The organism is Roseinatronobacter bogoriensis DSM 18756 (assembly GCF_004366635.1).
GTDB classification, from domain to species: domain Bacteria; phylum Pseudomonadota; class Alphaproteobacteria; order Rhodobacterales; family Rhodobacteraceae; genus Roseinatronobacter; species Roseinatronobacter bogoriensis.
In genome coordinates, this window is record NZ_SORN01000003.1 from 181,429 (window position 1) to 206,923 (window position 25,495).

At 58.6% G+C, this 25,495-nt stretch carries 24 protein-coding genes and 1 tRNA gene; 8 read left to right on the forward strand and 17 right to left on the reverse strand.

The genetic code is table 11. The features are described from left to right. The first annotated feature begins 23 nt into the window (after positions 1-23). Positions 24-2,153 carry a polyribonucleotide nucleotidyltransferase gene (gene pnp, locus EV660_RS09085; RefSeq protein ID WP_071479801.1) on the forward strand — a complete coding sequence of 710 codons (2,130 nt, stop codon included), beginning with the start codon at positions 24-26 and terminating at the stop codon, positions 2,151-2,153. 61 nt (positions 2,154-2,214) lie between these two features. Here pnp and EV660_RS09090 read toward each other — a convergent pair whose 3' ends face one another. Next, complete coding sequence (locus EV660_RS09090; protein ID WP_071479800.1) at positions 2,215-2,934, reverse strand: response regulator; 720 nt, start codon at positions 2,932-2,934, stop codon at positions 2,215-2,217. Next, on the reverse strand, positions 2,931-3,440 hold the full coding sequence (locus EV660_RS09095; protein WP_071479799.1) for a MarR family winged helix-turn-helix transcriptional regulator: 510 nt from the start codon (positions 3,438-3,440) through the stop codon (positions 2,931-2,933). The genes EV660_RS09090 and EV660_RS09095 overlap by 4 nt, the downstream gene beginning before the upstream one ends. Positions 3,441-3,600: 160 nt before the next feature. Between EV660_RS09095 and EV660_RS09100 the strand changes: the two genes are divergently transcribed. Both EV660_RS09100 and EV660_RS09105 read left to right on the forward strand, forming a co-directional pair. Next, entirely contained in the window at positions 3,601-4,470 is an 870-nt protein-coding gene (locus EV660_RS09100) for a branched-chain amino acid aminotransferase (RefSeq protein ID WP_071479798.1), read from the forward strand. A gap of 57 nt (positions 4,471-4,527) precedes the next feature. After that, complete coding sequence (locus tag EV660_RS09105) at positions 4,528-5,157, forward strand: glutathione S-transferase (RefSeq protein WP_071479797.1); 630 nt, start codon at positions 4,528-4,530, stop codon at positions 5,155-5,157. Here EV660_RS09105 and EV660_RS09110 read toward each other — a convergent pair. Both EV660_RS09110 and EV660_RS09115 read right to left on the reverse strand, forming a co-directional pair. After that, complete coding sequence (locus EV660_RS09110) at positions 5,154-7,679, reverse strand: cation:proton antiporter (RefSeq protein WP_071479796.1); 2,526 nt, start codon at positions 7,677-7,679, stop codon at positions 5,154-5,156. The genes EV660_RS09105 and EV660_RS09110 overlap by 4 nt on opposite strands. A gap of 89 nt (positions 7,680-7,768) precedes the next feature. Next, on the reverse strand, positions 7,769-8,626 hold the full coding sequence (locus tag EV660_RS09115) for an N-formylglutamate amidohydrolase (protein ID WP_071479795.1): 858 nt from the start codon (positions 8,624-8,626) through the stop codon (positions 7,769-7,771). Positions 8,627-8,777: 151 nt separating this feature from the next. On the opposite strand from EV660_RS09115, the gene EV660_RS09120 reads away from it, so the two are divergent. Together EV660_RS09120 and ykgO are read left to right on the forward strand one after the other, a co-directional pair. Further along, a tRNA-Val gene (locus EV660_RS09120) sits at positions 8,778-8,852 on the forward strand. A gap of 64 nt (positions 8,853-8,916) precedes the next feature. After that, positions 8,917-9,042 (forward strand): type B 50S ribosomal protein L36, encoded by a 126-nt coding sequence (ykgO, locus tag EV660_RS09125; protein WP_071479794.1) that lies wholly within the window; start codon positions 8,917-8,919, stop codon positions 9,040-9,042. A gap of 377 nt (positions 9,043-9,419) precedes the next feature. Here the strand turns inward: ykgO and EV660_RS09130 are convergent, their stop codons facing one another. After that, the gene (locus EV660_RS09130; protein WP_071479793.1) at positions 9,420-9,917 is read right to left on the reverse strand and encodes a GNAT family N-acetyltransferase; all 498 of its coding nucleotides are present in this window, start codon (positions 9,915-9,917) and stop codon (positions 9,420-9,422) included. 81 nt (positions 9,918-9,998) lie between these two features. Between EV660_RS09130 and EV660_RS09135 the strand changes: the two genes are divergently transcribed. After that, complete coding sequence (locus EV660_RS09135) at positions 9,999-10,604, forward strand: flavin reductase family protein (protein WP_071479792.1); 606 nt, start codon at positions 9,999-10,001, stop codon at positions 10,602-10,604. A 90-nt stretch (positions 10,605-10,694) separates the two neighbouring features. On the opposite strand, the gene EV660_RS09140 is transcribed toward EV660_RS09135, so the two are convergent. The 4 genes from EV660_RS09140 to leuB all read right to left on the reverse strand — a co-directional run bounded on the left by EV660_RS09140 (position 10,695) and on the right by leuB (position 15,429). Next, positions 10,695-12,371: a cation:proton antiporter gene (locus EV660_RS09140; RefSeq protein WP_071479791.1), complete on the reverse strand. Its 1,677-nt coding sequence runs from the start codon at positions 12,369-12,371 to the stop codon at positions 10,695-10,697. Positions 12,372-12,419: 48 nt separating this feature from the next. Then, positions 12,420-13,412, reverse strand: coding sequence for an amidoligase family protein (locus EV660_RS09145; RefSeq protein ID WP_071479790.1), 993 nt, complete (start codon positions 13,410-13,412; stop codon positions 12,420-12,422). A 24-nt stretch (positions 13,413-13,436) separates the two neighbouring features. After that, positions 13,437-13,874 (reverse strand): gamma-glutamylcyclotransferase family protein, encoded by a 438-nt coding sequence (locus EV660_RS09150; RefSeq protein ID WP_071479789.1) that lies wholly within the window; start codon positions 13,872-13,874, stop codon positions 13,437-13,439. Positions 13,875-14,325: 451 nt separating this feature from the next. Next, positions 14,326-15,429 carry a 3-isopropylmalate dehydrogenase gene (gene leuB / locus EV660_RS09155; RefSeq protein WP_071479788.1) on the reverse strand — a complete coding sequence of 368 codons (1,104 nt, stop codon included), beginning with the start codon at positions 15,427-15,429 and terminating at the stop codon, positions 14,326-14,328. 132 nt (positions 15,430-15,561) lie between these two features. On the opposite strand from leuB, the gene EV660_RS09160 reads away from it, so the two are divergent. Continuing rightward, positions 15,562-15,744, forward strand: a complete 183-nt coding sequence (locus tag EV660_RS09160; protein WP_071479787.1) for a hypothetical protein — start codon at positions 15,562-15,564, stop codon at positions 15,742-15,744. A gap of 37 nt (positions 15,745-15,781) precedes the next feature. Here the strand turns inward: EV660_RS09160 and kdsA are convergent, their stop codons facing one another. From kdsA to cobO, 4 genes are all read right to left on the reverse strand, one after another. Beyond that, positions 15,782-16,609 carry a 3-deoxy-8-phosphooctulonate synthase gene (gene kdsA / locus EV660_RS09165; RefSeq protein WP_071479786.1) on the reverse strand — a complete coding sequence of 276 codons (828 nt, stop codon included), beginning with the start codon at positions 16,607-16,609 and terminating at the stop codon, positions 15,782-15,784. Then, the gene (locus tag EV660_RS09170) at positions 16,606-17,406 is read right to left on the reverse strand and encodes a 3-deoxy-manno-octulosonate cytidylyltransferase (protein ID WP_071479785.1); all 801 of its coding nucleotides are present in this window, start codon (positions 17,404-17,406) and stop codon (positions 16,606-16,608) included. The genes kdsA and EV660_RS09170 overlap by 4 nt, the downstream gene beginning before the upstream one ends. A 252-nt stretch (positions 17,407-17,658) precedes the next feature. Then, positions 17,659-18,606 (reverse strand): hypothetical protein, encoded by a 948-nt coding sequence (locus tag EV660_RS09175; protein WP_071479784.1) that lies wholly within the window; start codon positions 18,604-18,606, stop codon positions 17,659-17,661. 78 nt (positions 18,607-18,684) lie between these two features. After that, a complete protein-coding gene (cobO, locus tag EV660_RS09180; protein WP_071481904.1) occupies positions 18,685-19,299 on the reverse strand; it encodes a cob(I)yrinic acid a,c-diamide adenosyltransferase in 615 nt (204 codons plus the stop codon). 246 nt (positions 19,300-19,545) lie between these two features. On the opposite strand from cobO, the gene EV660_RS09185 reads away from it, so the two are divergent. After that, positions 19,546-21,753 (forward strand): NADP-dependent isocitrate dehydrogenase, encoded by a 2,208-nt coding sequence (locus tag EV660_RS09185; protein WP_071479783.1) that lies wholly within the window; start codon positions 19,546-19,548, stop codon positions 21,751-21,753. 154 nt (positions 21,754-21,907) lie between these two features. Here EV660_RS09185 and EV660_RS09190 read toward each other — a convergent pair whose 3' ends face one another. The 4 genes from EV660_RS09190 to bcp form a co-directional block, all read right to left on the reverse strand. After that, entirely contained in the window at positions 21,908-22,516 is a 609-nt protein-coding gene (locus EV660_RS09190; protein ID WP_084634702.1) for a bactofilin family protein, read from the reverse strand. Then, on the reverse strand, positions 22,506-23,849 hold the full coding sequence (locus tag EV660_RS09195) for a DUF5930 domain-containing protein (RefSeq protein WP_071479782.1): 1,344 nt from the start codon (positions 23,847-23,849) through the stop codon (positions 22,506-22,508). The genes EV660_RS09190 and EV660_RS09195 overlap by 11 nt, the downstream gene beginning before the upstream one ends. Before the next feature lie 288 nt (positions 23,850-24,137). Next, positions 24,138-24,950 (reverse strand): ferritin-like domain-containing protein, encoded by an 813-nt coding sequence (locus tag EV660_RS09200; RefSeq protein WP_071479781.1) that lies wholly within the window; start codon positions 24,948-24,950, stop codon positions 24,138-24,140. Further along, positions 24,947-25,408 (reverse strand): thioredoxin-dependent thiol peroxidase, encoded by a 462-nt coding sequence (gene bcp, locus EV660_RS09205; RefSeq protein ID WP_071481903.1) that lies wholly within the window; start codon positions 25,406-25,408, stop codon positions 24,947-24,949. Before bcp ends, EV660_RS09200 begins: the two co-directional genes overlap by 4 nt. Positions 25,409-25,495 lie beyond the last annotated feature (87 nt).

Genomic DNA, 25,495 nt, shown 5'->3' on the forward strand with positions numbered 1-25,495 from the left:
TGCTTTCCATGAGGATACGCTGAATGTTCAATATCGTGAAAAAATCAATCCAGTGGGGCGAAGAAACGCTGACACTGGAAACGGGCAAGATTGCCCGTCAGGCTGACGGCTCGGTCATCGCCACACTGGGCGAGACATCGGTCATGGCCAACGTGACCTTTGCCAAACAGGCCAAGCCGGGGCAGGATTTCTTTCCGCTGACCGTGCATTACCAAGAAAAATACTACGCAGCCGGCAAGGTGCCCGGCGGCTTTCTGAAGCGCGAAGCGCGCCCTTCCGACAAGGAAACGCTGACATCGCGCCTGATCGACCGTCCGATCCGGCCGCTTTTTGTCGATGGCTTCAAGAATGAAGTTCTGGTCATCTGTACTGTGCTTTCTCACGATCTGGTCAATGAGCCTGATGTCGTGGCGATGATTGCCGCCTCTGCTGCGCTGACCATTTCCGGTGTGCCTTTCATGGGCCCAATCGGTGCGGCGCGTGTGGGTTTCGTAAATGGCGAATATGTCCTGAACCCCGAATGTCAGGACATGGAAAAGCTGCGCGAGAACCCCGAGCAGCGCCTTGATCTGGTTGTCGCAGGCACCAAAGACGCCGTTATGATGGTCGAATCCGAGGCTTATGAGTTGTCTGAGGCGGAAATGCTGGGCGCGGTGAAATTCGCGCATGACAGCATCCAGCCCGTAATCGACCTGATCGTTGATCTGGCCGAAGACGCTGCAAAAGAGCCGTTTGACTTCCAGCCACCCGATTATTCCGAGCTGTATGCCGCCGTCAAAGCGGCTGGCGAGACGCAGATGCGCGCCGCTTTCGCATTGCGCGACAAGCAGGAACGTGTCGCGGCAATTGGTGAAGCGCGCGAAGCGATCAAGGCAGCCTTGAGCGAAGAGCAACTGGCCGATGAAAACCTTGGCTCTGCGCTGAAGAAGCTGGAATCTTCAATCCTGCGTGGCGCTGTCGTCAATGGTGAACCGCGCGTAGACGGGCGCGACACCAAGACTGTGCGCCAGATTGTTGCCGAAACCGGCCTGTTGCCACGCACACATGGGTCTGCTCTGTTCACGCGGGGCGAGACACAGGCGCTTTGTGTCACCACGCTTGGCACCGGCGATGACGAACAGTTCATCGACGCGCTGACCGGCACCAGCAAGTCCAACTTCCTGCTGCACTATAACTTCCCCCCCTATTCGGTGGGCGAGGTTGGGCGCTTTGGCCCTCCGGGGCGTCGCGAAGTCGGGCATGGCAAGCTGGCATGGCGCGCTTTGCAGGCCGTTCTGCCCGCTGCGACTGACTTCCCCTATACGATCCGCATGGTGTCTGAGATCACGGAATCCAACGGCTCCAGCTCAATGGCGACGGTCTGTGGCTGCTCGCTCGCGATGATGGATGCAGGCGTGCCATTGAAAGCACCTGTTGCCGGTGTCGCCATGGGTCTGATTCTGGAAGATGATGGCCGCTTTGCCGTTCTGACCGATATTCTGGGCGATGAAGATCATCTTGGTGACATGGATTTCAAAGTTGCAGGGACAGAGGCGGGCATCACCAGCTTGCAGATGGACATCAAGATCGCAGGCATCACCTTCGAGATCATGGAACAGGCACTGGCACAGGCCAAGGATGCGCGGATGCACATCATGGGCGAAATGTCACAAGCGCTGACTGCGCCGCAAGGCTTCAGCCAGTACGCACCCAAGATCGAAACCATGCAAGTGCCGACCGACAAGATCCGCGAAGTCATCGGCACCGGCGGCAAGGTCATCCGCGAGATTGTCGAAGTCTCGGGCGCCAAGGTTGATATCAATGATGATGGCATCATCAAGATCGCATCTAGCGATCAGGAAGCGATCAAGAAAGCCTATGACATGATCTATTCGATCGTGGCAGAGCCGGAAGTGGGCATGATCTACACCGGAAAAGTGGTGAAACTGGTCGATTTCGGCGCGTTCGTGAACTTCTTTGGCAAGCGCGATGGTCTGGTGCATGTGTCCCAGATCGAGAACCGCCGCCTGAACCATCCGTCAGATGTGCTGAAGGAAGGTCAGGAAGTGAAGGTCAAGCTTCTGGGTTTTGATGATCGCGGCAAGGTTCGTCTGACTATGAAAATGGTCAATCAGGAAACCGGCGAAGAAATCGCACCTGAACAGGCTGAATAAGCTGTTCCAGCGTAACGCAGTAAGGCCCCGGGCATGTTCCGGGGCCTTTTTTATTACCGCATCAGTCCGTAACCAGCATATAGCCAGACCCGCGCACAGTTTGCAGGTGGCGCGGATTCTTCGGGTCGTGTTCCAGCTTGCGGCGCAGGCGGGTGATCTGCACATCTACCGCGCGTTCCTGTCCCACCATACCGCCGTGGGTCGCGCGGTCGCGGCTTAGATGATCGACCAGCGCCTCGCGGGTGATGACCTCGTCAGGGTTTTCGCAAAACAGGCGCATGATGGCGGCTTCGGTCTGGGTCAGGCGTATGGGTATGTCGTCGCGCTTCAACTCGCCCCGCTCAAGATCGTAACGCAAGGGGCCGATGACCAGCACCTGAGGCAGGATTGCGGTGGCGCTTTGCTGCGGGTTGCGGCGCAGGATGGAATTGATCCGAAGCAACAATTCGCGCGGCTCGAATGGTTTTGGCAAGTAATCATCCGCCCCTGCCTCCAGCCCGGTGATGCGGTCCTCGGCCTCGCCGCGCGCGGTCAGCAGCAGGACCGGTGACGCGGTTTGGGCATGGATGTAGCGGGTCAGGCTGAAGCCATCCTCACCCGGCATCATGACATCCAGCACGATCAGATCGAAACTAAGCCCAGCCAGCAGCCGTCTGGCATGGGCCGCGTCGCGTGCCGTGGTCACATGATACCCGTTTCGCAAAAGGTATTTCTGCAAAAGTGCACGGATGCGCGCATCGTCATCAACGATCAGCAGATGTGGCTGAGACTCGCTCGTCATGTGCGGCGGTCCCGCATATTCAGATACTGGCGACGGATTTCATCATCCATCATCGCCTCCAGCACCAGCCGGAACCCGGCAACGGCCTGCGGCCCGGCCGCGCGATAGGCCGCGCGCATGCGTTCGCGCTGTGCCTCGGACAGTGCGCGCTCCAAAGTATCGCCTTTCTCTGTCAGAAACAGGTTCCGCTCGCGCCGGTCCTTGCGGCCAACACGACTTTCGACCAGCCCGTCTTCGATTAGCGTGCGCAAGACGCGGTTCAGCGACTGTTTGGTGACCCCAAGAATATTGAGCAGGTTGTTTACGGTGGTCCCGTGTGTGCGGTTGATGAAATGCAGCGCGCGATGATGGGCGCGGCCATAGCCATGCGCATCCAGAATCCGGTCCGGGTCCGCAGTAAAGCCGCGATAGGCAAAGAACATCGCTTCGATACCCTTGCGCAACTGCTCGTCGGTCAGAAACAACAGGTTCTCGCCACCCATTGCGCTGTTGCTACCCTCGGCCATGTCAAAAAAATCCGTTTCGCCGCAAACTTCAGTCAGTTTATGTCAGCCTTGTTGACATTCCAAGAGCGAATTGATAGCGATTCTTCGATTTGACGTAACTTTATGTCCGTAGTGGACCTATTTTGCGCAATATCTGGAAAACGCCATTGAGGAGGCACTGATGGTCGGCGGATATGATGACAAGGACGGTATGATCTGGATGGACGGGCAACTGGTGCCCTGGCGCGATGCAAATGTGCATATCCTGAGCCATGCAATGCACTATGCCTCTTCCGTGTTCGAGGGCGAGCGGTGCTATAGCGGCAAGATTTTCAAAAGCCGTGAACATTCCGAACGGTTGCTGGAATCCGGCCGCTTGCTGGATATGCCCATCCCCTATTCGGTCGATCAGATCGAAGCGGCGAAGGCTGCCGTGCTTGAAGCGAATAATCTGACCGATGCCTATGTGCGCGCAGTTGCATGGCGCGGTGCGGGGCCGGATATGGGGGTCGCTGCGCGGCGCAACCCGGTGCGGCTGGCTGTGGCGGCTTGGGAATGGGGCGCATATTACGGCGATGCGAAATGGCAGGGCGCGAAGCTGGATATTGCGAAATGGCGCCGCCCCTCGCCCGAAACGATTCCGACCTCGGCCAAGGCCGCGGGCCTGTATATGATCTGCACCATGTCCAAACACGCTGCCGAAGAAAAGGGCTGCTCGGATGCGCTGTTTTACGATTATCGCGGCTATGTGGCCGAAGCGACAGGCGCGAATGTGTTTTTCGTAAAGGATGGCGAAGTCCATACGCCGATTCCCGATGCGATCCTGAACGGGATCACGCGCCAGACCGTTATCGCCATGTTGCGCGATATGGGCATTGTCGTGCATGAACGCCATATCATGCCCGAAGAACTGGCCGATTTCAGCGAATGCTGGCTGACCGGCACTGCTGCCGAGGTCACGCCGGTGGGGCAGATTGGCGAGCATCATTTTCAGGTAGGTCAGATGACGCGCAAAGTCGCCGAAAGCTATGAGGCGCTGGTGCGCAGCTAACCGAAATTCTGTATCGGGGTGGTACATCCTGCCCCGATACCCACAGCAAAGGCCGCAATGACCCCGATCCTCTGGTCCTTTCGTCGTTGTCCCTACGCGATCCGCGCCCGACTTGCGCTGGCCGCATCCGGCCAGCAGGTAGAATTGCGAGAGGTCGTTTTGCGCGACAAGCCACCAGAGTTTCTGGCGGCGTCACCCAGTGCGACTGTACCCTGCCTTGTGACCGGCGACAGTGTGATTGACGAAAGCCTTGACGTCATGCGCTGGGCGCTGGCGCAGAATGACCCGCAAGGCTGGCTGGATATGCCCGCGTCGGGCTGGGACTGGATCGCGCGCAATGACGGGCCGTTCAAGCACGCGCTGGATCGGTTCAAATACACGTCCCGCTATCCCGAAGAAGACGCGGCAACACATCTTGCGGCGGCGCGCACTTATCTTGACGAACTGGAAGAACAGATCGACGACTGGGTTTTCGAGCAGCCAACGCTTGCCGACTACGCCTTGCTGCCTTTCGTGCGCCAATTCGCCTTTATCGACAAGAGTTGGTTTGATGAACAGCCGTGGCCATCGGTCCAGAACTGGCTGGAACGCTTTCTGTCTTCGGATGAGTTTGGCGCTGTCATGAAAAAATATCCGCAGTGGACAGCGGGACAAAGGGGTTCCGTATTTCCCCCGAAGTCTTCCTAACGGGTGGTCTGCTTGGCCGGAGGGTCTGAAAGTTTCACGCTGTCTAGCGTCACACCGCGCAATTCGGCGCTATGCAACACGGCGTCATAAAGCGAACGATTGCGCGCCAACAGGCGTTTGAAGCGCGTCTCATCCAGCGAAAGCAGCGTGCAATGGCTGATCGCGCTGATCATGGCGCGGCGCGGCTCTCGGGTCAGAAGGCCGATATGGCCGAAGAATTCGCCACTGCCCAGGCGCAGTTTCTGGCCTTTGCGTTCCATCTCAACAGCACCTGACGCAATGAAATAAACGCAATGCGGCACCTCTCCCTTGCGTAGCAGTACTGTGCCGGGCTCGATATGATGGGTGCGCAGCGCCCGCGCCAACTGGCGGCGCTGATCTTCGCGCATCCCCTCAAACAAGGGAAAACTACGTAAAAAAGCGTCTTTTTGCAGCGCAAAATCCAGTGCCGGTCGGGCTTCGACCTTGGTGCGGCGGTCTGTCAGGCGATTGCGCAGGGTGGTGTACAACTCGCGGCTGATCAGGCCGTCACCAAACAGCGTCTCATATTCGCGTTCTTCCAGCCGGATTGAGGCGCGGCGAATAAAGCGCCGCTCCATTTCCTCGGCATAGCCCGGATATTGCAGACGCAACCCCTCAATGGCGTTGTCGGTCTCTTCTTCGCGGCGGCGCAACAATTCATGCAGCAACTCGGCAACGCGGCGGCCGTGAATGCGGCGGATTTTGCCGTGAATATAGCCGTGCAACTCGCCAAGAATCAGGCGTTGGTTCAACAACAGTTCAAAGCGCTCAGCGGTCATTCGTTCAAGTGGCAGCGACCAGCGCAGACGGTTGTGCAACACGACAGCCAGCCGATACCACCCGCCATAGCCCAAGGCACGGCGACCTGCGGCACGATATTCGTTTCTCCCGCCTCCGCGCGTCTGTTCGATAAGCCGGTCCACATCTGACAGCATCCGGTCCACCAGACGCGCCGAAAACAGTTGCTGGCGGAAGTTCTCGATAATCAGGTCACGCTCTCGTCCTGCCAAGGCGACCAGCCCCAGCGTGATCCGGTCGCGGTCCGGGATTGCCTCGGCCTCTTCTGCAAGTTCGACCGCGCTGTCCAGCCGTTCCGCAAAACGCTTCGCCTCTGAGCGGATCACCTCTTGCGGTAGCTTGAAATCACGTGCGGTTTCTGCAATTTCCTCGCGCACGTTTTGCAGGGCAACCGCAATGACCTGATGCGACAGCGCCTGATCCAGCCTTGGCAGCCGGTCAAGACCAAGCCGTGCAATAACCCACCGCAGGGTCGTCCCCTGCACCAGCAGGGTGAATAACGTAAAGCCTGTGGCCAGAATGCCCACCTCGCGCTTGATCGCAGGCGGGACCAGCGCATTTTCGGTCACTGCAAGGGCCAGCGCCAGCGTTACCGCCCCGCGCAATCCGCCCCACATGATGCCGACGCGATAAGCGGGTTCCACCTGTGGTGAAAGCCGCATGAATGACAGTGCGGGCAGCATGCCCCACAGCATGATCGCACGTGCGACAAAGGCCGCAAGAATGATAATGCAGATCAGGAAAAGATCACTCAGGCGCAGATCGCCCATCAGGCGGGGGATGAGCAGTGCCGCCAGGATAAAGATCAGCGCGCCCGCCCAATAGGCCAGCACTTCCCAGACTTCGCGCAGATATGTCCAACTCATAGGGGTCAGGCGCCCCGGTCCCGTCAGGTTCAGCGTCAATCCAGCAACGACCACGGCAATAACCCCGGACGTTGCCAGAAACTGTTCCGCGATGATGTAGGTCAGATAGGGCAAGGCCACACTGATTGAGACTTGCGCACGCGGAAATGTCGGAATCAGCGCCATAAGTGCGACTGTGGCGCGCGCCAGAATCAAGCCCAGCCCGATTCCGCCCAGCACCAGCCACGGAAATATCACCAGCGCATCCTGCAGGCTTGGGTCCGGCACGCCAGACATGACAAAGGTCAGAAAGAACCCGAACAAAGCAATGGCCGCCGCATCATTCAGCAGGCTTTCCCCTTCAACGATTCGGGTCAGGCGTTGCGGCGCTGCGATATTGCGGAAAATGCTGACAACCGCCGAAGGGTCTGTGGTCGATACTATCGCGCCGATCAGCAAACAGGCCGCAAAAGACAGGGTTGTGAAGGGGCTGAGCGCGTAGCCGATGACAACTGTGGCAACAATAACCGCGCCCACAGCCATGACCAGAATTGGCACCCAGTCATCCAGCATCCGCCGTGCATTGACCATCAGCGCGACCTGAAACAGCAGGGTCGGCAGCAGCACATACAAGAACACATTGGACCGGATCGGTATTTCCAGAAAGCGGCGCATCACCGGGTTGAGCGCCGATGCCACATCGCTGGACAGCACATAGAGCGCAAGCGCGCCGATTATTGCGCCAACGATCGCAAGAATCACCGTGAACGGCAAGCGCAACCGCTCGGACAGCGGTTCGGAAATACCGATAACGATGAAAAGCACGGCCAGAGCGCCGACAAGTGCAATGATGTCCATGCTTTGACTATAAGCAGGAAATCTTGTGGAGAGAATGAATTAGCCCAAGATCCGGCACATTTCTCGAACACCTGTGACAGAATGCAGCACTATTCAGCGGCAAGAGGAATTGTATCACTGCGACCAATCGCGACAAGGTCGCGCACGATCCCATCCATCACATTTTGAAAGCTATCAAAACTTGAACTTGGGCTGACTTTGCGTTCATCAAGGTAAAGGCCCCGGTCAATCTCTATCTGGATTGCATGTTGTCCGCTGGACGGCAGGCCGTGGCGTTGGGTGATGTAGGCCCCGGCAAAAGGCGAATTGCGCGCCACGCGCAGCCCTGCTGCAGTGAAGACAGCGGCAACGGCTTCGGTAATCTCGGAATGTGCCGATGCGCCGAATCTGTCGCCCAACACGATGTCGGGGCGCAAGGATGTATGCTGGCCGTTCATGCTGACCGCATCGCGGGGCATGGAATGCATGTCCAGCAGGATTGCCCGCCCATGTCTGGCGCGTTGTTCCGCCAAAATCTGGGTCAGTTTGTCGTGATATGGGTGCCAATACAGGCGCAGGCGCATCTCGGCCTCTGCCCGGGTGATCTTGCCACGGTAAATGGCCCGCCCACCCGCGACAACGCGCGGGATGACACCCAGACCGGAACTGATGCGCGGGTTCAGGCCACGCGCGGAAACCCCGGTTATCAAGGCCGGGTCAAGCTCGGAAGCGGCGCGGTTGTAATCGACATAGGCGCGTGGCACGCCGCCCAGCAAAACCGGCGCCCCCGCTGCCGGTGCTGCACGCAAGAATCGGTCGACATATGCATCCTCTGACGACCGCAGGATGATAGGGTCCAGCATTGACGCTGCCAGAAAATCCGACGGGTAACAGCGCCCGCTATGCGGCGACGCAAAAACTACCGCACTGTCGGGCATAATGGCAGGAAGGAAGTCGAAAGACTGCATGACACCGGTTTCTGTTTTTTTTGACTATAGCGCATTGCAATCAGCAATCAAAAGCCCTTGATCCTGCCTGCGACTCCTTTTATAGACCGCATCAATTGACGCGGTGTTCTCCGCGTCCCTTTTGTTTGGGGCGCAAAAAAACATCAGGTCAGGGCGCGTAGCTCAGTGGTAGAGCACTACGTTGACATCGTAGGGGTCACAAGTTCGAACCTTGTCGTGCCCACCATTCACCCCTGTCATTGACAGGAAAACCCAATTGGCGCGCGTGCGCCGCGAACAGGAGAAGGCTGATGAAGGTCAGAAATTCGCTCCGGTCGCTCAAGCAGCGTCACCGCGATTGCCAAATCGTGCGCCGCAAGGGCCGGGTCTATGTCATCAACAAGACCCAGAAGAAATTCAAGGCCCGTCAGGGCTAAGGTTTTCTGAACCGTTATTGCAAGGCCGCCCCGAGATCATTGATCCGGGGCGGTTTTCTTTTGTGATCCCGGCAAAGCGCGATTGGCAAAGGTCCTCTATCAGGCGAACCCGGATCTTAGAGTTGCCCTGTCGTGTGCATTCGCAGTGTTTTGCGGACAAACAGGGCATAGAGGTGCTGGGTGCAAAGTCGCACAGCGTCGGGCCGCGGTGCGGCGATCCTCCCCTCAATCTTTAGTGCTTTATGCTGGTCAAGTCCCTGAGCGATCAGATCGTTGCGCTTGGGGGCGGCCCTTTAAATCGCGGCGGCGCTTTGCGCCTTGATTCCGCGCCGGTCAAAGACTGCAACGCCCTCAAATCAACCGCCAGCGGGTATCGTCTAGTCACCAGCAGCGGATGCCTGATATCTTGTCACATCGCCCGTCACACCGTCCCATGCGCCCGGCACCAGTGCCAGCCCCAGCACGCGCGCAGGGTTTGTGGGTGGCGGCATGGTCACCCCATCAAGCCGGGTGAATCCGAAGCGGCTGTAATAGGGTGCATCGCCCACCAGCAGAACACGCGTCCAGCCCTGCTGCTGCGCGCGCATCAGGCTTTCGCGCATCAACCAGCCGCCCAGCCCTTCACCCTGATGTGTTGGATGGACCGCGATTGGCCCCAGCAATAACACATCTTCCCCTGCAACCTGCACCGGCCAGAATCGGATAGCGGCTGCGATTCCGTTCTGGTCGCGCAAGAGCAGGCACAAAGGTGCCACCGGATCAACATGATCGCGCAGCCGGTAAGAGGACAAAGCTTCTCGACCCGGTGCGAAACACAGGTCATACAGGGCCTCTATTTCCCACCAGTCGGCGGGTGTTTCGACAAAAAGCTGCATCTGCCGTTCCCGCCCAGATCAGTGCTGGCAGGGCCAGTAGCATGACGTTAGGGTGCGCGCAAACACATCGGAGATTTACCCATGTTCTATGAACCCCGCGAGGGCCACGGCCTGCCGCATAACCCGTTCAATGCCATTGTTACCCCGCGCCCGATTGGCTGGATTTCGACGCGTGGCGCTGATGGACAGGACAATCTGGCGCCCTATTCTTTTTTCAATGCTGTGGCCTATGTGCCCCCGCAGGTCATGTTCGCTTCGACCAGTGCGAAACCGGATCGGGACGGAACCAAGGATTCGGTCGCGAATATTCGTGAAACCGGCGTGTTCTGTGTGAATGTGGTGGAATTTGCGATGCGCGATGCAATGAATGCCACCTCTGGCCCCTGGCCGCGCGAGGTGGATGAGTTCGAACACGCAGCCCTGCCCCGCGAAGAATGCCGTGTGATCGAAGCGGCACGCGTTGCGGGCGCGCCTGCCGCGCTGGAATGCCGGATGACCCAGATCGTGCAGCTTGCGGGTGCGGCGAATTTTCTGGTGATTGGCGAAGTCGTTGGCATTCATATGCGCGACGACTGCCTGGTGAACGGTATGTTCGACATCACCCGATTCCGTCCACTGGCGCGCTGTGGCTATCGTGACTATGCAGCGGTGAACGAAGTGTTCAGCCTGTCGCGCCCCGGTGAATAGCGTTCTGCGTCTGGTAAATGCTTCGTTTGGTTCAGCAAACCTGTCGTCAGATGCGGCAATGCTCCGGTATCAAATCAGAAACAGATGGGCCTATGCCTCGGTGCTCTGTGTCAACTGGCGGACAGCGTAATCGGCCGCATCGTCGAAAGGCTTGAGCACAACGCTCGCGCCCTTGCCCAATAGATCCTCTGCATCGGCCATCTGCTGGACCGACAAGAACACCTTGCCCTTGTAGTTGGCGGATTTCAGGCCGTGCAGCAGGGCAAGCTGTGGGTCGGCCTCGGTCAAGGCGCCCCTGTCGCGTGGCACAGCGGACACGACCGCCTGAACGCCTGTAAGGTCCATATGCACCACGAATTCGGGGTCGGTCGCATCGCCGTAGCTGGCCTCTAGCCCCATGCGCCGCCAGTTTGCCAGTGCTTCGGGGTCAAAATCTATACCCAGCACGCGGTAGCCCTTTTCATGCAGCTTACTGCCGATCCGGCAACCATAGCGGCCAAGCCCAAAGATTATGAAATCCACGCTGCGCGCGTCATCCACGCTCTCGGTGTCGTCCTGTTCGCGGTGCGGCTGAGAGCGTTCGAATATGCCAAGGAACGGTTCGCAAATCTCGAAGAGTTTGTGCGACCATGTGATCATGTAGACTGACAGCGCAATCGTGACCAAGCCCACCAGAGTTACCAGCCCCATCGCCTCGCCGCCCACATGGCCAATGGTGATGCCCATCGCCATGAAGATCAGCGAGAATTCGGAAATCTGCGCCACGGTCAGGCCGGCGAGAAAGCCGGTGCGTTTGCGGTAGCCCATGTACCCCATAATCGCCAGAACGATCAGCGGGTTGCCGATCAGCACGAACAGCGACAGCACAATTGCTGGGCCGATCTGGTCGCCCAGCGTGGAAAGTTGCAGCGACGCGCCCAGATTGATGAAGAAGAATAACAGCAAGAAATCGCGCAAGGAGGCAAGCCGTGACGAGATTGCCTCGCGGTATTCGGTCGAGGCAAGCGACACACCGGCCAGCAACCCGCCCAATTCCTTTCCAAAGCCCAGCGCATCGCCCAATGCGGCAAGACTGGCGGCCCAGCCAACGGCAAAAATCACCATCAACTCTGGTGAGCGCGCGATCTGCGACAGAAGAGGGTTTGCGACATAGCGGATGAAAACAACAACCGCGCTGACCATAAGCACGCCGCCGATAAAGACCTGCGCGACATCCCACAGCCCACCTGCATCTTCGCCCATACCCACCCCGATGGCCGAGAGCGTTACCATGGCAAGAACCACGAAAATATCCTGCACGATCAGGAAACCCAGCGCGATCTTGCCATGCAACGCGCCGATTTCCTGCTTGTCGGACAGCAGCTTGACGATGATGATTGTGGATGAAAACGTCAGCGCGATCGAGATATAGAGCGATGTGACAGGATCAATTCCCAGCGCCAGACAGATAAGATAGCCGAAAAAGGCCGTGAATGTAACCTGACCCAGCCCCGTGGCCACCGCCACCTTGCCCAGATTGCGCACAAGGCTGACATCCAGCTTCAAACCGACCAGAAACAGCAGCACCGCGATCGAGATCTGACTGAGCGTTTCAATAAATTCGGTCGATGATACCAGCCCCAGCGCGTCCGGCCCTGCCAGAACGCCCACCGCAATAAACGCCACAACAAGCGGTTGTCGCAGCAGCAAGCCGATGAACCCCACACCTGCGGCCAGCAGAACCAGAAGTGCAATCTCATAAAAGACAGAGGCGAAACTGGTATCCAATGTATCCTCGTTGCAATCACGTTGGGCTTTGGCTGAACCTAGCTGGTGTCAGGTCTCTTGGCCAGTGCCTGTGCTGAGAAGTGCGAGCAAATTGGCACGCGCCAGAACGCCTTCGACCTGCGCGGCCCAGTCGCTGCCGAGCGGCAACAATCCGGCGCGATGGTCCTGCCATCGTTGCGCAAGCTCTGCAAGGGCGCGGGCATTGGCTGCGACCGCTTCAATCAGGCACCAGCGGTTCCATTCATAGGCAACGCTCCAGCCCGCCTCATCAAGGCGCGCTTCGGCCAGACGGTAGTGAAAGGTCGGTCGCCCCCCTTTCAGATGCGCCTCTGGCACAGATTCAAGTGCATCAGGTCGCAAATGCTGAAGGGCGGGCAACAGGTCCAAACCAAAATGGCGCGATGGCGCATGGGTCGCGTAGGTCTGGGCAAACTGTGCCACACTCCAACCCTCGGCCTGCGCCAGTGCATCTTTCAGCGCGGTCGGCCATGGGTCCACGAAAGGCAGAACGCGGCGGGCAGGGTCGATCGGATCGGAATGGCGCAACCAGTCTTCCAGAAAGGCATAGGCCCGCGCTACTTCGACCAGACCGGCCCCGTTAGGGGCGGGCAATTCAGGGTTAAGATGCAGCCCGAAACCATAGCCCAACCGCGCCCGCGTCCCCAGCGCCCCGGCCTTGCGCAATGCTGCCACCAGCCGGTCAACTTGGGGCAGGTCTTCTTGCGTCAAGGGCGCTGTCACGACCTCGACGGGCACCAGCCCACCCAATGCCTGCGTGGCCAGATCTTCAGCCCATTTCTTTTGCAACGAGATGTCCAGCTCTACCTTGACCTCTCCGAATTGCCCGCCTGTGACTTTCAGGTCACGGTCATCAACAGGCGCGATGGTGCCGCCCCACAGGCGTTGCACGACCTGCCCCGCCTCATCGACAGAGAGGCCCGCAAATTCAATCTCTATGCCCGTCTTGCGACGGGCGCTGGACTGGCCTGCATGATCTGGCAAAGGCAAAAAGGTATCAATTGGAATATCATCATGAATCATTGCGCTGCAGTCCCGCATCTGGTGTCAATCCATCACCGCCTCTAGACCCGCTTCACCAATCAGGCGGTAGACCCAGGCCATTGTGCCGTCTTCAAGTTCCATAAGGTCACGGCGATATCTTCTTCCGGTCCGCTCATACCGGTCAAGGCGGACCATCTCGTCCGGGGTGACGCGAAACCGCACGCCATTCAACACAAGATCAGGCGCATCACGCAAATCGCGCCGGTGGCGCTGCCAACCGCGCAGCGCGGCAGGCTCGGCAGGTGCATGACGGCCCAACACCACAAACCGCACGACCGGGTTGGTCAGTGTCGCAAAGCCAAAGACATAAGCATCTTCATCCGGCGGGGGAGGGGCGTTTGCGTCCAGTCGCGGCAGATAGACCGGCGCGCGGGTTATCATCAGCCAAGACAATAAAATCAGCACCGCAGGAAGGATGAATTTCAAGTTAAAACCAAGCATATGATTTCATATAGTGGTCAAATCACTTTCGCCATCTTTTCGTGATCGACAACCCTGAAGGGTCGCGATCCTGCGCTTTGCAGCGACGGCTGCACTGACCGGCCCCTAGCCATGATGCGGCAGTTGATACATTGGGCTACTGCTCTGCACCTGCCACAAGATACCCAACGACTGCTTCGAGGGCGTTGCGGAGGTCGATGGTTTCAGTAAGCCGTGAAGCGTCGGGCCGCGGTGCGGCGATCCACCGCATAATCTGTAGCGCTTTATGCTGGCCAAGTCCCAGCGATATCTGATCTGAGCGCTTGGGGCAGCCAAATCGCCGTGCCGAGGGGGCGGCCCGGCGATGCGCGGCGGCCTTCGGCCTTGATTCCGCGCAACTGACCGTCCGTAAAGCCCCGCATAGCTGACTGTCGACGCAAGTTTCGCCAAGTGCAGAGCACTACGGCGTGGCTTAGATGCTTGCGTCAAGTGCTGCAAGAATTGCGTCACCCATGCCGCTGGTTGAAACCGGTGTGCCGCCATCCGGCCCCATCAGGTCCGCCGTGCGCGCGCCATCGGCCAGCACCTTTTCAATCGCCGCTTCCAGGCGTGCTGCTTCCTCGCCCTGATCGAAGCTGTAACGCAGCGCCATGGCGAAGCTGAGGATACAGGCAATCGGGTTGGCCTTGCCCTGCCCCGCAATGTCGGGGGCGGAACCGTGGACGGGTTCATACAGCGCCTTGGGCCGACCATTCGCCATTGGCGCACCAAGGCTGGCAGATGGGAGCATCCCAAGCGAGCCCGTCAGCATGGCCGCCAGATCGGACAACAGGTCGCCGAACAGGTTATCGGTCACGATCACATCAAACTGCTTGGGCCAGCGGGTCAATTGCATGGCACCTGCATCGGCATACATATGGCTCAACTCGACCTCGGGGTAGTCCTTGCCCACTTCGGTAACGACTTCGCGCCACAAAATGCCCGATTCCATGACATTGGCTTTTTCCATCGAGCAAAGCTTCTTGTCGCGCCGCATTGCCAATTCAAAAGCCGACCGTGCGACGCGCGCAATCTCGGATTCCGTGTAGCGCTGCGTGTTGATGCCAACGCGTTCGTTGCCTTCTTTGAAAATCCCGCGCGGTTCCCCGAAATAGACACCCGATGTCAGTTCGCGCACGATCATGATATCCAGACCGGCCACAACGTCTTTCTTCAGCGACGAGAAATCTGCCAGTGCATCAAAGCATTGCGCCGGGCGCAGGTTGGAAAACAGGTCCATTTCCTTGCGCAGACGCAACAGCCCGCGTTCGGGTTTTACACTGAAATCCAGCACATCATATTTCGGCCCACCCACGGCCCCCAGAAGTACGGCATCTGCGGCTTGTGCCTTGGCCATTGTGTCGTCATGCAGCGGTGTTCCATGAAGATCATAGGCCGCACCGCCGACCAGATCTTCGCTTACATCAAATACAATGCCACGCTTTGCGCCGAACCAGTCAATGATCTTGCGGACCTCAGCCATCACTTCGGGGCCAATCCCGTCGCCGGGCAAAATGAGCAGGGAAGGGTTGGTCATCGGATTTCCTCTCGCTTGTTTGTCCACTGGCTAGAGCCTGATCACAGGGGCGTCAAGAGAGGGGGCGCGGGCTTTGGCCGGAATGGCAGTCTGTGATATGATCTGCTTCCAACTTTGAGAGGAGGTCACGATATGCCCAGACATCTGATCGACACCCCACGCGAAACACAGGATACACGGCTTGGCCGGTTCTTGCAGATTCTGCGCAGCAATGCGCCCCACCACAGTACGCGGAAACTGGTCACGCGTCTGCGTGCCCGCAACGACCAACGGCTTGCAGCTTATGCTCGGATCGCGCGCGGTCGGCAGGCGTAAGGCGGGGAAGCGGTAGAATAGGCTCGCGCGTTACAACCTACCGCTCCATGCCAGATTTGGTCAGCGCGTCATATCCTTGCAACTGCGCCAAAAGCCCTGCCATCTGATCCAGCGGCACCATGTTCGGCCCGTCTGAGGGCGCGCTATCGGGTGCCTCATGCGTTTCGATGAACACTCCGGCGCACCCTACCGCCAGCGCTGCACGGGCAAGGGGGGGCACAAATTCGCGTTGTCCGCCTGAACTGGTGCCCTGCCTGCCGGGTTGCTGGACAGAATGGGTGGCGTCAAAGATGACCGGATAGCCTGTTTGCGCCATGATCGGCAGCGCGCGCAGGTCGGATACCAGCGCATTATAGCCAAATGATGTGCCACGTTCGCACAGCATGATCTGCGTGTTCCCGCTGGACGCAACCTTCTCAGCCACATGTTTCATATCCCAGGGGGCGAGAAACTGCCCTTTCTTGATATTGACCACGCGCCCTGTGGCACCAGCGGCCAGTAGCAGGTCCGTCTGACGGCACAGAAAGGCGGGAATTTGCAGCACATCGCAGGTTTCGGCAACAGGCGCGCATTGCGCCGCTTCATGCACATCGGTCAGCACCGGGCAGCCGAATTCAGCCCGGATATGGCCCAGTATGTCCAGCCCCTTGCCCATACCGGGGCCGCGCTGGCCCGACAGGCTGGACCGGTTGGCCTTGTCAAAACTGGCCTTGAAGATGAACCCGATGCCAAGCTGCGCGCAGAGCTCTGACAAGGTGCCGGCGATCCGCCGCGCGTGATCGAGGGTTTCCAACTGGCACGGCCCTGAAATCAGGACGAAGGGCAGGGTATTGCCAATGCTGATCTGGCCTATCTGTATGTTCATGCGATCCCTTCACGGCGCAACACGGCCTCTATGCGGGCAACATCTTCGGGGTTGTTCAATTCCCAGAATTCATGGCCTCTTGCGTCCACCTCGACGCAGGTGATTGGCTGACCATGATACAGAAAGCGCAACTGCTCCAACCCTTCGAGGGTTTCCAGATCACAAGCCCCTGCACTGATATACCGCGCCAGCGCCTTTGGCGTGTAGGCGTAAACCCCCACATGATGAAAGGCGGGAACCTGCTCTGTTCGGGCATAGCTGCGACCAGTATAGGGCAACACTTCCTTCGAGAAATACAGCGCCTGCCCTTGCGCGGTCATCACCGCAGTCGTGCCGCCTACCCGACCGACGCGGCGGTCGTCGACAAAGCGGGCATAGGTTTCAGGGGTCAGGCGCAGCACGGGTGTCGCAACCTCTGCTCCGGCTTCGATGGCCGAAATCAATGCGGACACAAACCATGCAGGCGTCAGCAGCGCATCGCCTTGCAGGTTCACCACCACGCGCGGCACAATACCCAGCCGCGCCAGCGCATCGGCGCAACGTTCCGTGCCATTAGCACAAGCAATGTCGGTCATGACAACATTCGCGCCAAAGGCGCGCGCGGCATCTGCGATACGTTCATCATCTGTGGCAACATAAACGGCATCCACCCCACTGACCGATAGGGCCGCGCGCCAGCTGCGCTCGATCAGGGTGCGGCTGTCGCCACTGGCCCCGCGCAGCCCGACCAATGGCTTGCCCGGATACCGTGTGGAGGCGTAGCGCGCCGGAATGATGATGACAGTTTCGGGCGACATCTACAGTCCTCTTGCCTGTAATGGGCGTTGCCACCCACGCGCGCGTCTGGGGCGCGGCGCGGCAAGGAATGACTGCACCATATCCAACCCGCAAAAAATGAGGTTATCTGCGGTCAGATTGCCACGATTTCTGGTCTGTTGGGTCCACTGGAACACTACAAAACGGCCCTTTCGCGACCAGATTGACTCGGCGGCACGTTGGGCAAGGCTGTCGTGAAAGTCAATATTCAGGCAAGCATAAGTGCAAAGCAATCAGGCCAGCTTCAACCGCATCCTTGCATAGACCCACCCCATCACGGCAGGGGTAAGATACATGGGTATCTGATACAGGCCGATGAACAACAGCAGATCACTGGCCAGCGCAGGTGGCAACACCCCCAGAAACAAGGCAATATTGCGGTTTCCTGCCGCCTGGCTGATCGCGGCGGCCTGCGCATGTGGCAGCTTTTGGTATGTGCCCAACAAGCTTGCCAACTGAAGCCCGAACCCCAGCCCAAGCACGAGCAGCAAAAGCCCCCACGCCCCTATTCCGGCCAGTAGCGCAGGGCCGACGGCCCCCATCAGTGCAATCACGATCAGCGCAAGCAGCAGGGTTGTGCAGCCGTCTATTACTATCAGGCTGCGCGCATTGGCCGTAACAATCTTGCGGGCGCGCAACCACAAACCCAGCGCGCCCGCAAGCGCGATGACCGCCAGCAGGCGCAGCACAATGGAAAGCACTTCGGTGGGCGCACCAAGGCCGGGCATCAGCAAAAAGACGGGCAAAGCCGTGGCAGGCAGCAGCAGCGTTCCCATCACCAGTTGTCGCAATGCCACTGGCGCTGACGCCCCGGACATGATTGCAAGATTGGGGCTGCCGGTTATCGGGGCCGCCGCAAGGACCAGCACAAGGCCAAAGGCAAGGACCGAGTCAACCTGAAGTAAACGCAGTGCCAAAACGGCAAAGCAGGGCAGAAGAAGTTGAAGGACAAGAACCGTTAATAGCCCTGTGCGCCAGCCCGCAAGCCCCGCCCGCACACCATCTGGCCCCAGCCGCAGCACCGCTAGAAACAACAGCGTCACCACCACGGGCGCGACAAGGGCTTGCAAAATGCCAGCCAGGTCCGGCAAGGCCACGCCTGCCAGTACCCCAAGACCCAGACCCGCCAGCAAAACCAGCCGCCCGCTGCGAGCAAGCCATTCCAGCGCCCTGATGATCATGGCGCGCCCCTGTTTTCCCCGCCTGCCTTGGTCATGACAGTTTATGCGCAAAGGCCGCAGGGTTTTGCGCCAGTTGTCTCAGAATTCGACACCTTTCTGCGCCTTGATCCCCTCGCGGAACGGGTGCTTGACCAGCGTCATTTCTGTGACCAGATCTGCCAGCTCGATCAGCTCGGGCTTTGCATTCCGACCGGTCAGGACCACATGCGTCATCTCTGGCTTTTCGTCGCGCAGAAAAGCGATGACTTCGTCCAGCGGCAAGTAGTCGTAGCGCAAGGCAATGTTGATCTCATCGAGCAGGACCATACGGATGGTTGGGTCGCGGATAAGGTCTTTCGCTTGCTCCCACCCTGCGCGCGCAGCGGCGATGTCGCGGTCACGGTCCTGCGTGTCCCATGTGAAGCCTTCGCCAGAGACGACGAATCTGCATTCTTCGGGAAAATTCTTGCGCAGGAATTCACGCTCGCCGGTGACCCAGTTGCCCTTGATGAACTGAACGACCGCGCAGGGCATTTCATGCGCGATACAGCGCATGATCATCCCGAACCCGGAAGAGGACTTGCCCTTGCCCGCCCCTGTATGCACGACGATAAGACCTTTTTCACCGGTCTTGGTTTCCATCATCTTGCCGCGCGCGGCCTTGATCTTCTTCATCTTTTCACGGTGGCGGGCGGCGTCGTCGGGTTCCGTCATGAATATCTGTCCTTGTTGCAACATTTGGTGCAAGGCCCCGCGCGGGGAACATGTTTCCAGCTTGATCGGCTGCAACAGATTTCGCAAGCCTCAGATACGAAAGCAAGCACGCAACCTGATTTTGGCTGATTGCGCGCTTGTTGCTGCTTCATCCCCACATATTTTTGCATTGTATACCATTGTGCACTGTTTACCTTGGCATAGAAACTGCTTATGGTGCGCGCATATTCAAGAGGGGTTTCTCGCATGACTGACAAGACCATTCCCGATATCATCTACACCAAGGTGGATGAGGCACCTGAACTGGCCTCTGCCTCGCTTTTGCCGATCATCCAGAGCTTTGCCTCTGCTGCGGGGATAAGTGTTGGTACCCGCGATATTTCGCTGGCAGGCCGCATCATCGCGGCGTTCCCCGAGTACCTGACCGAGGACCAGCGTATCAATGATGATCTGGCCGAATTGGGCGAGTTGGTAAAAACGCCTGAGGCGAATGTCATCAAGCTGCCGAATATCTCGGCCTCCGGCCCACAGTTGCTTGCCGCGATCAAAGAGTTGCAGGCGCAGGGCTATGCGCTGCCGGATTACCCCGACGCCCCCAGCACCGACGCCGAAAAAACCGCCCGCGCGCGCTATGACGCGATCAAGGGCTCCGCAGTGAACCCGGTTCTGCGCGAAGGCAATTCCGACCGCCGTGCCGCTGGCGCGGTCAAGCGCTTCGCACAGGCCAATCCGCACCGCATGGGCAAATGGGGTGCCGACAGCAAGACCGAAGTTTCCAGCATGAGCGGCGGCGACTTCTTCTCAAACGAAACCTCTGCGACACTGAAAGCCGCCACCAAGGCAAAAATCGTGCTGCAAGGCGCGGATGGGTCGGAGACTGTTTTAAAAGACGGGCTGTCCTATCCGGCTGGTACAGTTGTTGACGCCACCTTCATGTCAGCGCGTGCGCTGTCAGAGTTTCTGGATGCGGAAATTGCGCGCACCAAGGAAAACGGCACGCTGTTTTCGCTGCATATGAAGGCCACGATGATGAAGGTCTCTGACCCGATTATCTTCGGTCATGCGGTGCGCGCCTGGCTCAAACCTGTGTTTGAGACGCATGGCGACAAGCTGGCCGCGCTTGGCGTGAACCCGAATTCCGGCCTTGGCGATCTGCTGAACCGCGTCAAGGATGACGCTGCGATCATGGCTGATATTGATGCTGTAACAGCGGCGCGCCCGCCAATGTATATGGTGAATTCCGACAAGGGGATCACCAACCTGCATGTGCCGTCCGATGTGATTATCGACGCGTCCATGCCCGCGCTGATCCGCGCGGGTGGCAAGGGCTGGGGACCGGACGGGCAGGAACATGACACGAATTGCGTCATCCCTGACAATTCCTATGCGCCGGTCTATGACGAAACGATCAAATTCTTCAAAGCCAATGGCGCGCTTGACCCGGCGACGGCTGGTACGGTGCAGAATATCGGCCTGATGGCACAGAAGGCCGAAGAATACGGCAGCCACCCGACGACCTTTGAAATGCCGCAGGCTGGCACAGTCCGCATGGTGCTGGATGACGGCACGGTATTGCATGAACACAAGGTGGAAGAAGGCGATATCTGGCGCGCGGCCTCTGCGCGCAAGGCGCCGATCGAGGATTGGGTGCAACTGGCGATTGATCGTCAGAAAGCCACTGGCTACCGCGCAATCTTCTGGCTGGATGAGAATCGCGCACATGACGCAGAGCTTATCGCCTATGTGAAACCGATCCTCGAGGCCGCAGGCGTTGCCGACAAATTCGAGATCATGGCCCCGCGCGAGGCGACCCGTGCCAGCCTGGAAACCATCACCAAGGGCGAGAATACGATTGCGATCACAGGCAATGTTCTGCGTGACTATCTGACTGATCTGTTCCCGATCCTTGAACTGGCCACCAGCGCCAAAATGCTGTCCATCGTCAAGCTGATGCAGGGCGGGGGCCTGTTCGAAACCGGCGCGGGCGGTTCAGCCCCGAAACATGTTCAGCAGTTGATGGAAGAAAACCATCTGCGCTGGGACAGCCTTGGTGAATTCTGCGCGCTGGGCGAAAGCTTCAAGTTTCTGGCCGATGCGCGTGGCAATGAAAAAGCGCGCCTACTGGGTGAAGCCGTTGAAGAGGCAACGCAAGGCATTCTGGACCATGATCGGTCCCCCGGTCGCAAGGTTGGCCAGCCTGACAACCGCCACAGCCACTACTGGTTTGCGCGTTACTGGGCCGAAGCTTTGGCCGCACAGGCCAAGGATGCAGCACTTGCAGCGCACTTTGCCCCGATTGCCAAGGCGCTGGCTGATGGCGAAGCTGCAATCACACAGGAACTGTCCGCCGGGGCTGGCGCGGCGGTTGATTTGGGGGGCTATTACCACGGAGATTCTGCAAAAACCGCAGCGGTTATGCGCCCTTCAGCCACACTGAATGCGATAATCGGCTAATTTTACTGTAATCGTGCCATATGCCCCGGTCTTCGTGACCGGGGCTTTTTTGCAGCTTACCTCATTGGCTGCGTTGCGAGTTTCAGCCGTAGGGCAAAAGAAAGAGCCGCGCAAAGCGCGGCTCCGACGGTGTCTGATTAATGCAGAGTGTCGCTTAGGACTGCGCGCTCTTCTTTGCTTCAGCAGCCTTGCGCACGGCATCAGATGCTTCGGGGCGCTGTTGCTGATAGCTTTGCTGTTGCGCAGGCTTGCTATCGGCTTCCTTGGCAGGTGCAGCAGGGGCAGCGGTCGCCGCGCGGCTGGTTTGCAGCGGATCATCCTGACGCTGGACCGAGCCTTCAAAATGCGCGCCGGATTCGATTGCGATTGTCTTGTGAATGATGTCACCCTCGACCTGCGCGGAAGAGGTCAAGCGCACTTTCAACCCACGCACGCGCCCGATGACACGGCCGTTGATCACGATGTCATCAGCCACGATCTCACCGCGAATCGTTGCGGTTTCGCCAACGGTCAGAAGATGCGCGCGAATGTCACCATCGACGATCCCTTCGATGACCACATCGCCGGTTGTCTTCAGGTTGCCTGTGATCGTCAGGTCTGACGCCATGACCGATGCGGCGGGCTTCGACTTCGTCACATGGCTGGAAGTTGTGTCTGCACTGCTTTGACGCAGGAAAGACGGCGTTGATTCGGCAGCTTTCACCGGCGCTTGTTCTGCTTCGGCTTTCGGGCCGGGTTCATTGATACGACTCTTAGAAAACATGCTGTCCAGCCCTTATGTAAGTGTGCGGGTTTACAGGCCGACCGTTCACACGCACCTCATAGTGCAGGTGCACACCGGTCGACGCACCTGTTGTGCCCATACCACCAATACGATCCCCGCGCGAGACCCTTTGTCCTGCACGAACGTCGATAGAGTTCAAATGCGCGTAATATGTCTCGATTCCGAAGTCGTGTTGAATCACGACAAGGTTGCCATAACCACGCTGACGTTCTGCCGTTTTCACCACACCATCGCCAGAGGCCAGGATCGGTGTGTTACGCGGCCCCGCCCAGTCCAGACCGTTATGCATGGTGTTGCGTCCCGTCAGCGGGTGGCGGCGCATGCCGAAGCCCGAAGTTTCGCGCACTCTGGCGGCGCTGACAGGGCGTGCAACTGGCAGGCGGTCGATCCCCTGGCGATAGGCATTTACATCTGCCATGCGGTCCAGAATCGCATTGGCGCGCGCTATGTCCTGGCTTGGCCCCAGTGTGCCAGAGGTCGAGATCGCGATCGGGCGCAAGGATGCGGTCTGCGAAGATGCCCCTTGCCGCACCAGCCTGCGAATCTGGTCAGGCGATACCCCGGCGCTGTTGAACACGCGTTCCAAAGGCGCGATCACAGATTCCAGCGCCTCTTCCAACTGGCTGAAAATCATGTGGTTGCGATCTTTCAGCAACTCGTTTTCCATGGCCAGATGGCGGGCCTGATTTTTTGCCTGCTCGGCGCTGACATTCAAATCATGTGTGGAATGTGAAACACGGTCCATTGCGACCAGCAGATAATCCAGCATCTGTTCTGTATCGCGGCTGCGGTCGGCTGCAGTGCGGGTAGACCCAGTTTCCGCTTCTAGCGTGCGGGTCACCTCTGCCAGTCTGGCGCGGGCTTCATCGCGTTCGCGCGACACTCGACCAATGGTGCTGTGAATGGCGTCGATTCCGGTTTCCAGTTCCAGCCGACGTTCTTCGGATGCGAGCAATTGCATCTGCATCTCAGAGATGCGTTCCATCGCCTCGGAAAATCTTGCCTGCGCGGCTTCTGTTTCGCGCGCGCGTGCATCGCGTTCGTTCGCAAGCTGGTTCAGGCGCTGTTCGTAATTTGCCTGCTCTCTCAACGCTTGGTCGCGCAAGGTTCCGGAGCCGATGACATCCATCAGCAGGATCGAGGTTGCGATCACGCCCCAGGCAAAGAATGCCGCTACAGATGCGACGCCGACTGCCTGAGAGACCGGGCGCAAGCGCACGAACCGGGTCGTATTGTTAGACCGCAAGAAGAGCCGTTGTTCAGGAAACTGGCGTTCCAGCCGCTGATTTACGCGAACGAGTAGTCGTTTCAATGCAATCGTCCTGTTATCCGCTGTTTCTGTCTTGGGGCAGATGAGGTTTCGGACGCGCGATGGCTTGCACACGAAAAGCCGAACACCCAATAGCCCTCAAACCTGTTACGGGGCAGGGGCCATCGGGGCAATCCGTTAATGCTAATTTCTGACGTTGTGATGCCAGCAAAAGGCAAAATCAGCAATTTCTTGCCGATAAATGGGCATGCCTTCTGATTTTTTCAGAAGTAAATGCCATTTTTCAGGCAATTGCGCAGCAATCTTTACTTTGGCTTGCGGGTTTTCGCGCTATGCTGGTTCTGTCAGCGGCCAGTAAAAATCGGGGGGCAAGCCTGCTTGTGCGCGCTTTTCCTCGTTGAATGGCGGCTTTAACGGGCTGTGGAAATACCGCCGGACAAGGTCCAGAAAAACCGGCTGCGGGTCCAGCCCTTGCCGCCCGCAAAGAAAATTGAACCACTTTGACCCATAGGCGACATGGCCGACTTCTTCGGCATAGATCACCTCAAGCGCGTCGACAGTTTTATCCTCGCGCGCTTGTTTGAATATCTGGATCATGCCGGGCGTGACATCCAGCCCGCGCGCTTCAAGTACCATAGGCACAACCGCAAGCCTGCCCAAAATGTCATGTGCGGTATCTTCTGCTGCGCGCCACATTCCAGCATGTGCGGCCATCGCGCCGTAATGGCTGTTCAACTGTTCCAGACAATCACAGATCAGGTTGAAGTGCTTTGATTCCTCGTCGGCGGCCTTGACCCAGTCATCGAAGAAGCCCACCGGCATGTCGATTTCCGGAAAGCGCGCGACCAGATCCCAATGCAGATCGACGGCGTTCAGTTCGATATGTGCAATCGCGTGTAGTATCGCTGCGCGTCCTTGGGGTGTTCCGGGGCGTCGGCGCGGAACGTCGCGCGGGTCCAGCAATTCGGGCTGCGCGGGGCGGGCGGGGCGGTCAGGCGGGGTGCAGTTGCCTATGGGTAGTTGTGCCCCGGATTTGCGCGCCGAAAACCATGTTGCGGCATGCTTGCGCGAAATGGCTGTCTTTTCGCGCCCGTCTGCTGTGCGAAGCACTTCGACGGCCATATCGCGCAGGGTTTTCGTCATAGGGCGCGCGCTGCCTCTAACACTGCGGCGGCGTGGCCAGCGGCTTTGACCTTGCGCCAGACCTGCGCAATGCGTCCCTCGCCGTCGATCAGAAAACTGGCGCGCTCGATCCCCATTGAAACCTTGCCATACATGTTCTTTTCGACCCAGACCCCATAACGCTCGCACACATCGCCTTCGGCATCCGAGGCAAGGATCACGCCAAGGTCATGCTTGGCGATAAACTTGTCATGCTTGGCGACCGTGTCCTTGGAAATACCGATAACCTTGGTTCCGGCGGCCTCGAATTCAGCGATTAGGGCGGTGAATTCCATGGCTTCGGTTGTGCAGCCCGGCGTGTCGTCGCGCGGGTAGAAATACAAAACAACTTTTGCGGGTTTGAGTGCGGAAAGTGTCACCTCGTCCCCGCCATCGCGCGGCAGGGTGAAGTCGGGTGCCATGTCGCCGGTCTGTGCCATTGTCATCTCCGTGTAACGAAATCGTTGCCTCTGTTGTAGCGAGTTGGCGGCCAAGTTAAAGGGGCGGCATAGGATTTGGCGAAAGGT

What these genes read in the sequence shown, in the direction of transcription:
- EV660_RS09150 (WP_071479789.1), bottom strand. Translation starts at nt 13,874, where the DNA reads ATGCTTGGTTTTAACTTGAAATTCATCCTTCCTGCGGTGCTGATTTTA.
- kdsA (WP_071479786.1), bottom strand. Translation starts at nt 16,609, where the DNA reads ATGAACATACAGATAGGCCAGATCAGCATTGGCAATACCCTGCCCTTC.
- ykgO (WP_071479794.1), top strand. Translation starts at nt 8,917, where the DNA reads ATGAAGGTCAGAAATTCGCTCCGGTCGCTCAAGCAGCGTCACCGCGAT.
- EV660_RS09130 (WP_071479793.1), bottom strand. Translation starts at nt 9,917, where the DNA reads ATGCAGCTTTTTGTCGAAACACCCGCCGACTGGTGGGAAATAGAGGCC.
- EV660_RS09095 (WP_071479799.1), bottom strand. Translation starts at nt 3,440, where the DNA reads ATGGCCGAGGGTAGCAACAGCGCAATGGGTGGCGAGAACCTGTTGTTT.
- EV660_RS09185 (WP_071479783.1), top strand. Translation starts at nt 19,546, where the DNA reads ATGACTGACAAGACCATTCCCGATATCATCTACACCAAGGTGGATGAG.
- EV660_RS09110 (WP_071479796.1), bottom strand. Translation starts at nt 7,679, where the DNA reads ATGGACATCATTGCACTTGTCGGCGCTCTGGCCGTGCTTTTCATCGTT.
- EV660_RS09090 (WP_071479800.1), bottom strand. Translation starts at nt 2,934, where the DNA reads ATGACGAGCGAGTCTCAGCCACATCTGCTGATCGTTGATGACGATGCG.
- EV660_RS09190 (WP_084634702.1), bottom strand. Translation starts at nt 22,516, where the DNA reads ATGTTTTCTAAGAGTCGTATCAATGAACCCGGCCCGAAAGCCGAAGCA.
- leuB (WP_071479788.1), bottom strand. Translation starts at nt 15,429, where the DNA reads ATGACCAACCCTTCCCTGCTCATTTTGCCCGGCGACGGGATTGGCCCC.
- EV660_RS09115 (WP_071479795.1), bottom strand. Translation starts at nt 8,626, where the DNA reads ATGCAGTCTTTCGACTTCCTTCCTGCCATTATGCCCGACAGTGCGGTA.
- pnp (WP_071479801.1), top strand. Translation starts at nt 24, where the DNA reads ATGTTCAATATCGTGAAAAAATCAATCCAGTGGGGCGAAGAAACGCTG.
- EV660_RS09105 (WP_071479797.1), top strand. Translation starts at nt 4,528, where the DNA reads ATGACCCCGATCCTCTGGTCCTTTCGTCGTTGTCCCTACGCGATCCGC.
- EV660_RS09175 (WP_071479784.1), bottom strand. Translation starts at nt 18,606, where the DNA reads ATGATCATCAGGGCGCTGGAATGGCTTGCTCGCAGCGGGCGGCTGGTT.
- EV660_RS09100 (WP_071479798.1), top strand. Translation starts at nt 3,601, where the DNA reads ATGGTCGGCGGATATGATGACAAGGACGGTATGATCTGGATGGACGGG.
- EV660_RS09145 (WP_071479790.1), bottom strand. Translation starts at nt 13,412, where the DNA reads ATGATTCATGATGATATTCCAATTGATACCTTTTTGCCTTTGCCAGAT.
- EV660_RS09135 (WP_071479792.1), top strand. Translation starts at nt 9,999, where the DNA reads ATGTTCTATGAACCCCGCGAGGGCCACGGCCTGCCGCATAACCCGTTC.
- EV660_RS09200 (WP_071479781.1), bottom strand. Translation starts at nt 24,950, where the DNA reads ATGACGAAAACCCTGCGCGATATGGCCGTCGAAGTGCTTCGCACAGCA.
- EV660_RS09170 (WP_071479785.1), bottom strand. Translation starts at nt 17,406, where the DNA reads ATGTCGCCCGAAACTGTCATCATCATTCCGGCGCGCTACGCCTCCACA.
- cobO (WP_071481904.1), bottom strand. Translation starts at nt 19,299, where the DNA reads ATGACGGAACCCGACGACGCCGCCCGCCACCGTGAAAAGATGAAGAAG.
- bcp (WP_071481903.1), bottom strand. Translation starts at nt 25,408, where the DNA reads ATGGCACAGACCGGCGACATGGCACCCGACTTCACCCTGCCGCGCGAT.
- EV660_RS09160 (WP_071479787.1), top strand. Translation starts at nt 15,562, where the DNA reads ATGCCCAGACATCTGATCGACACCCCACGCGAAACACAGGATACACGG.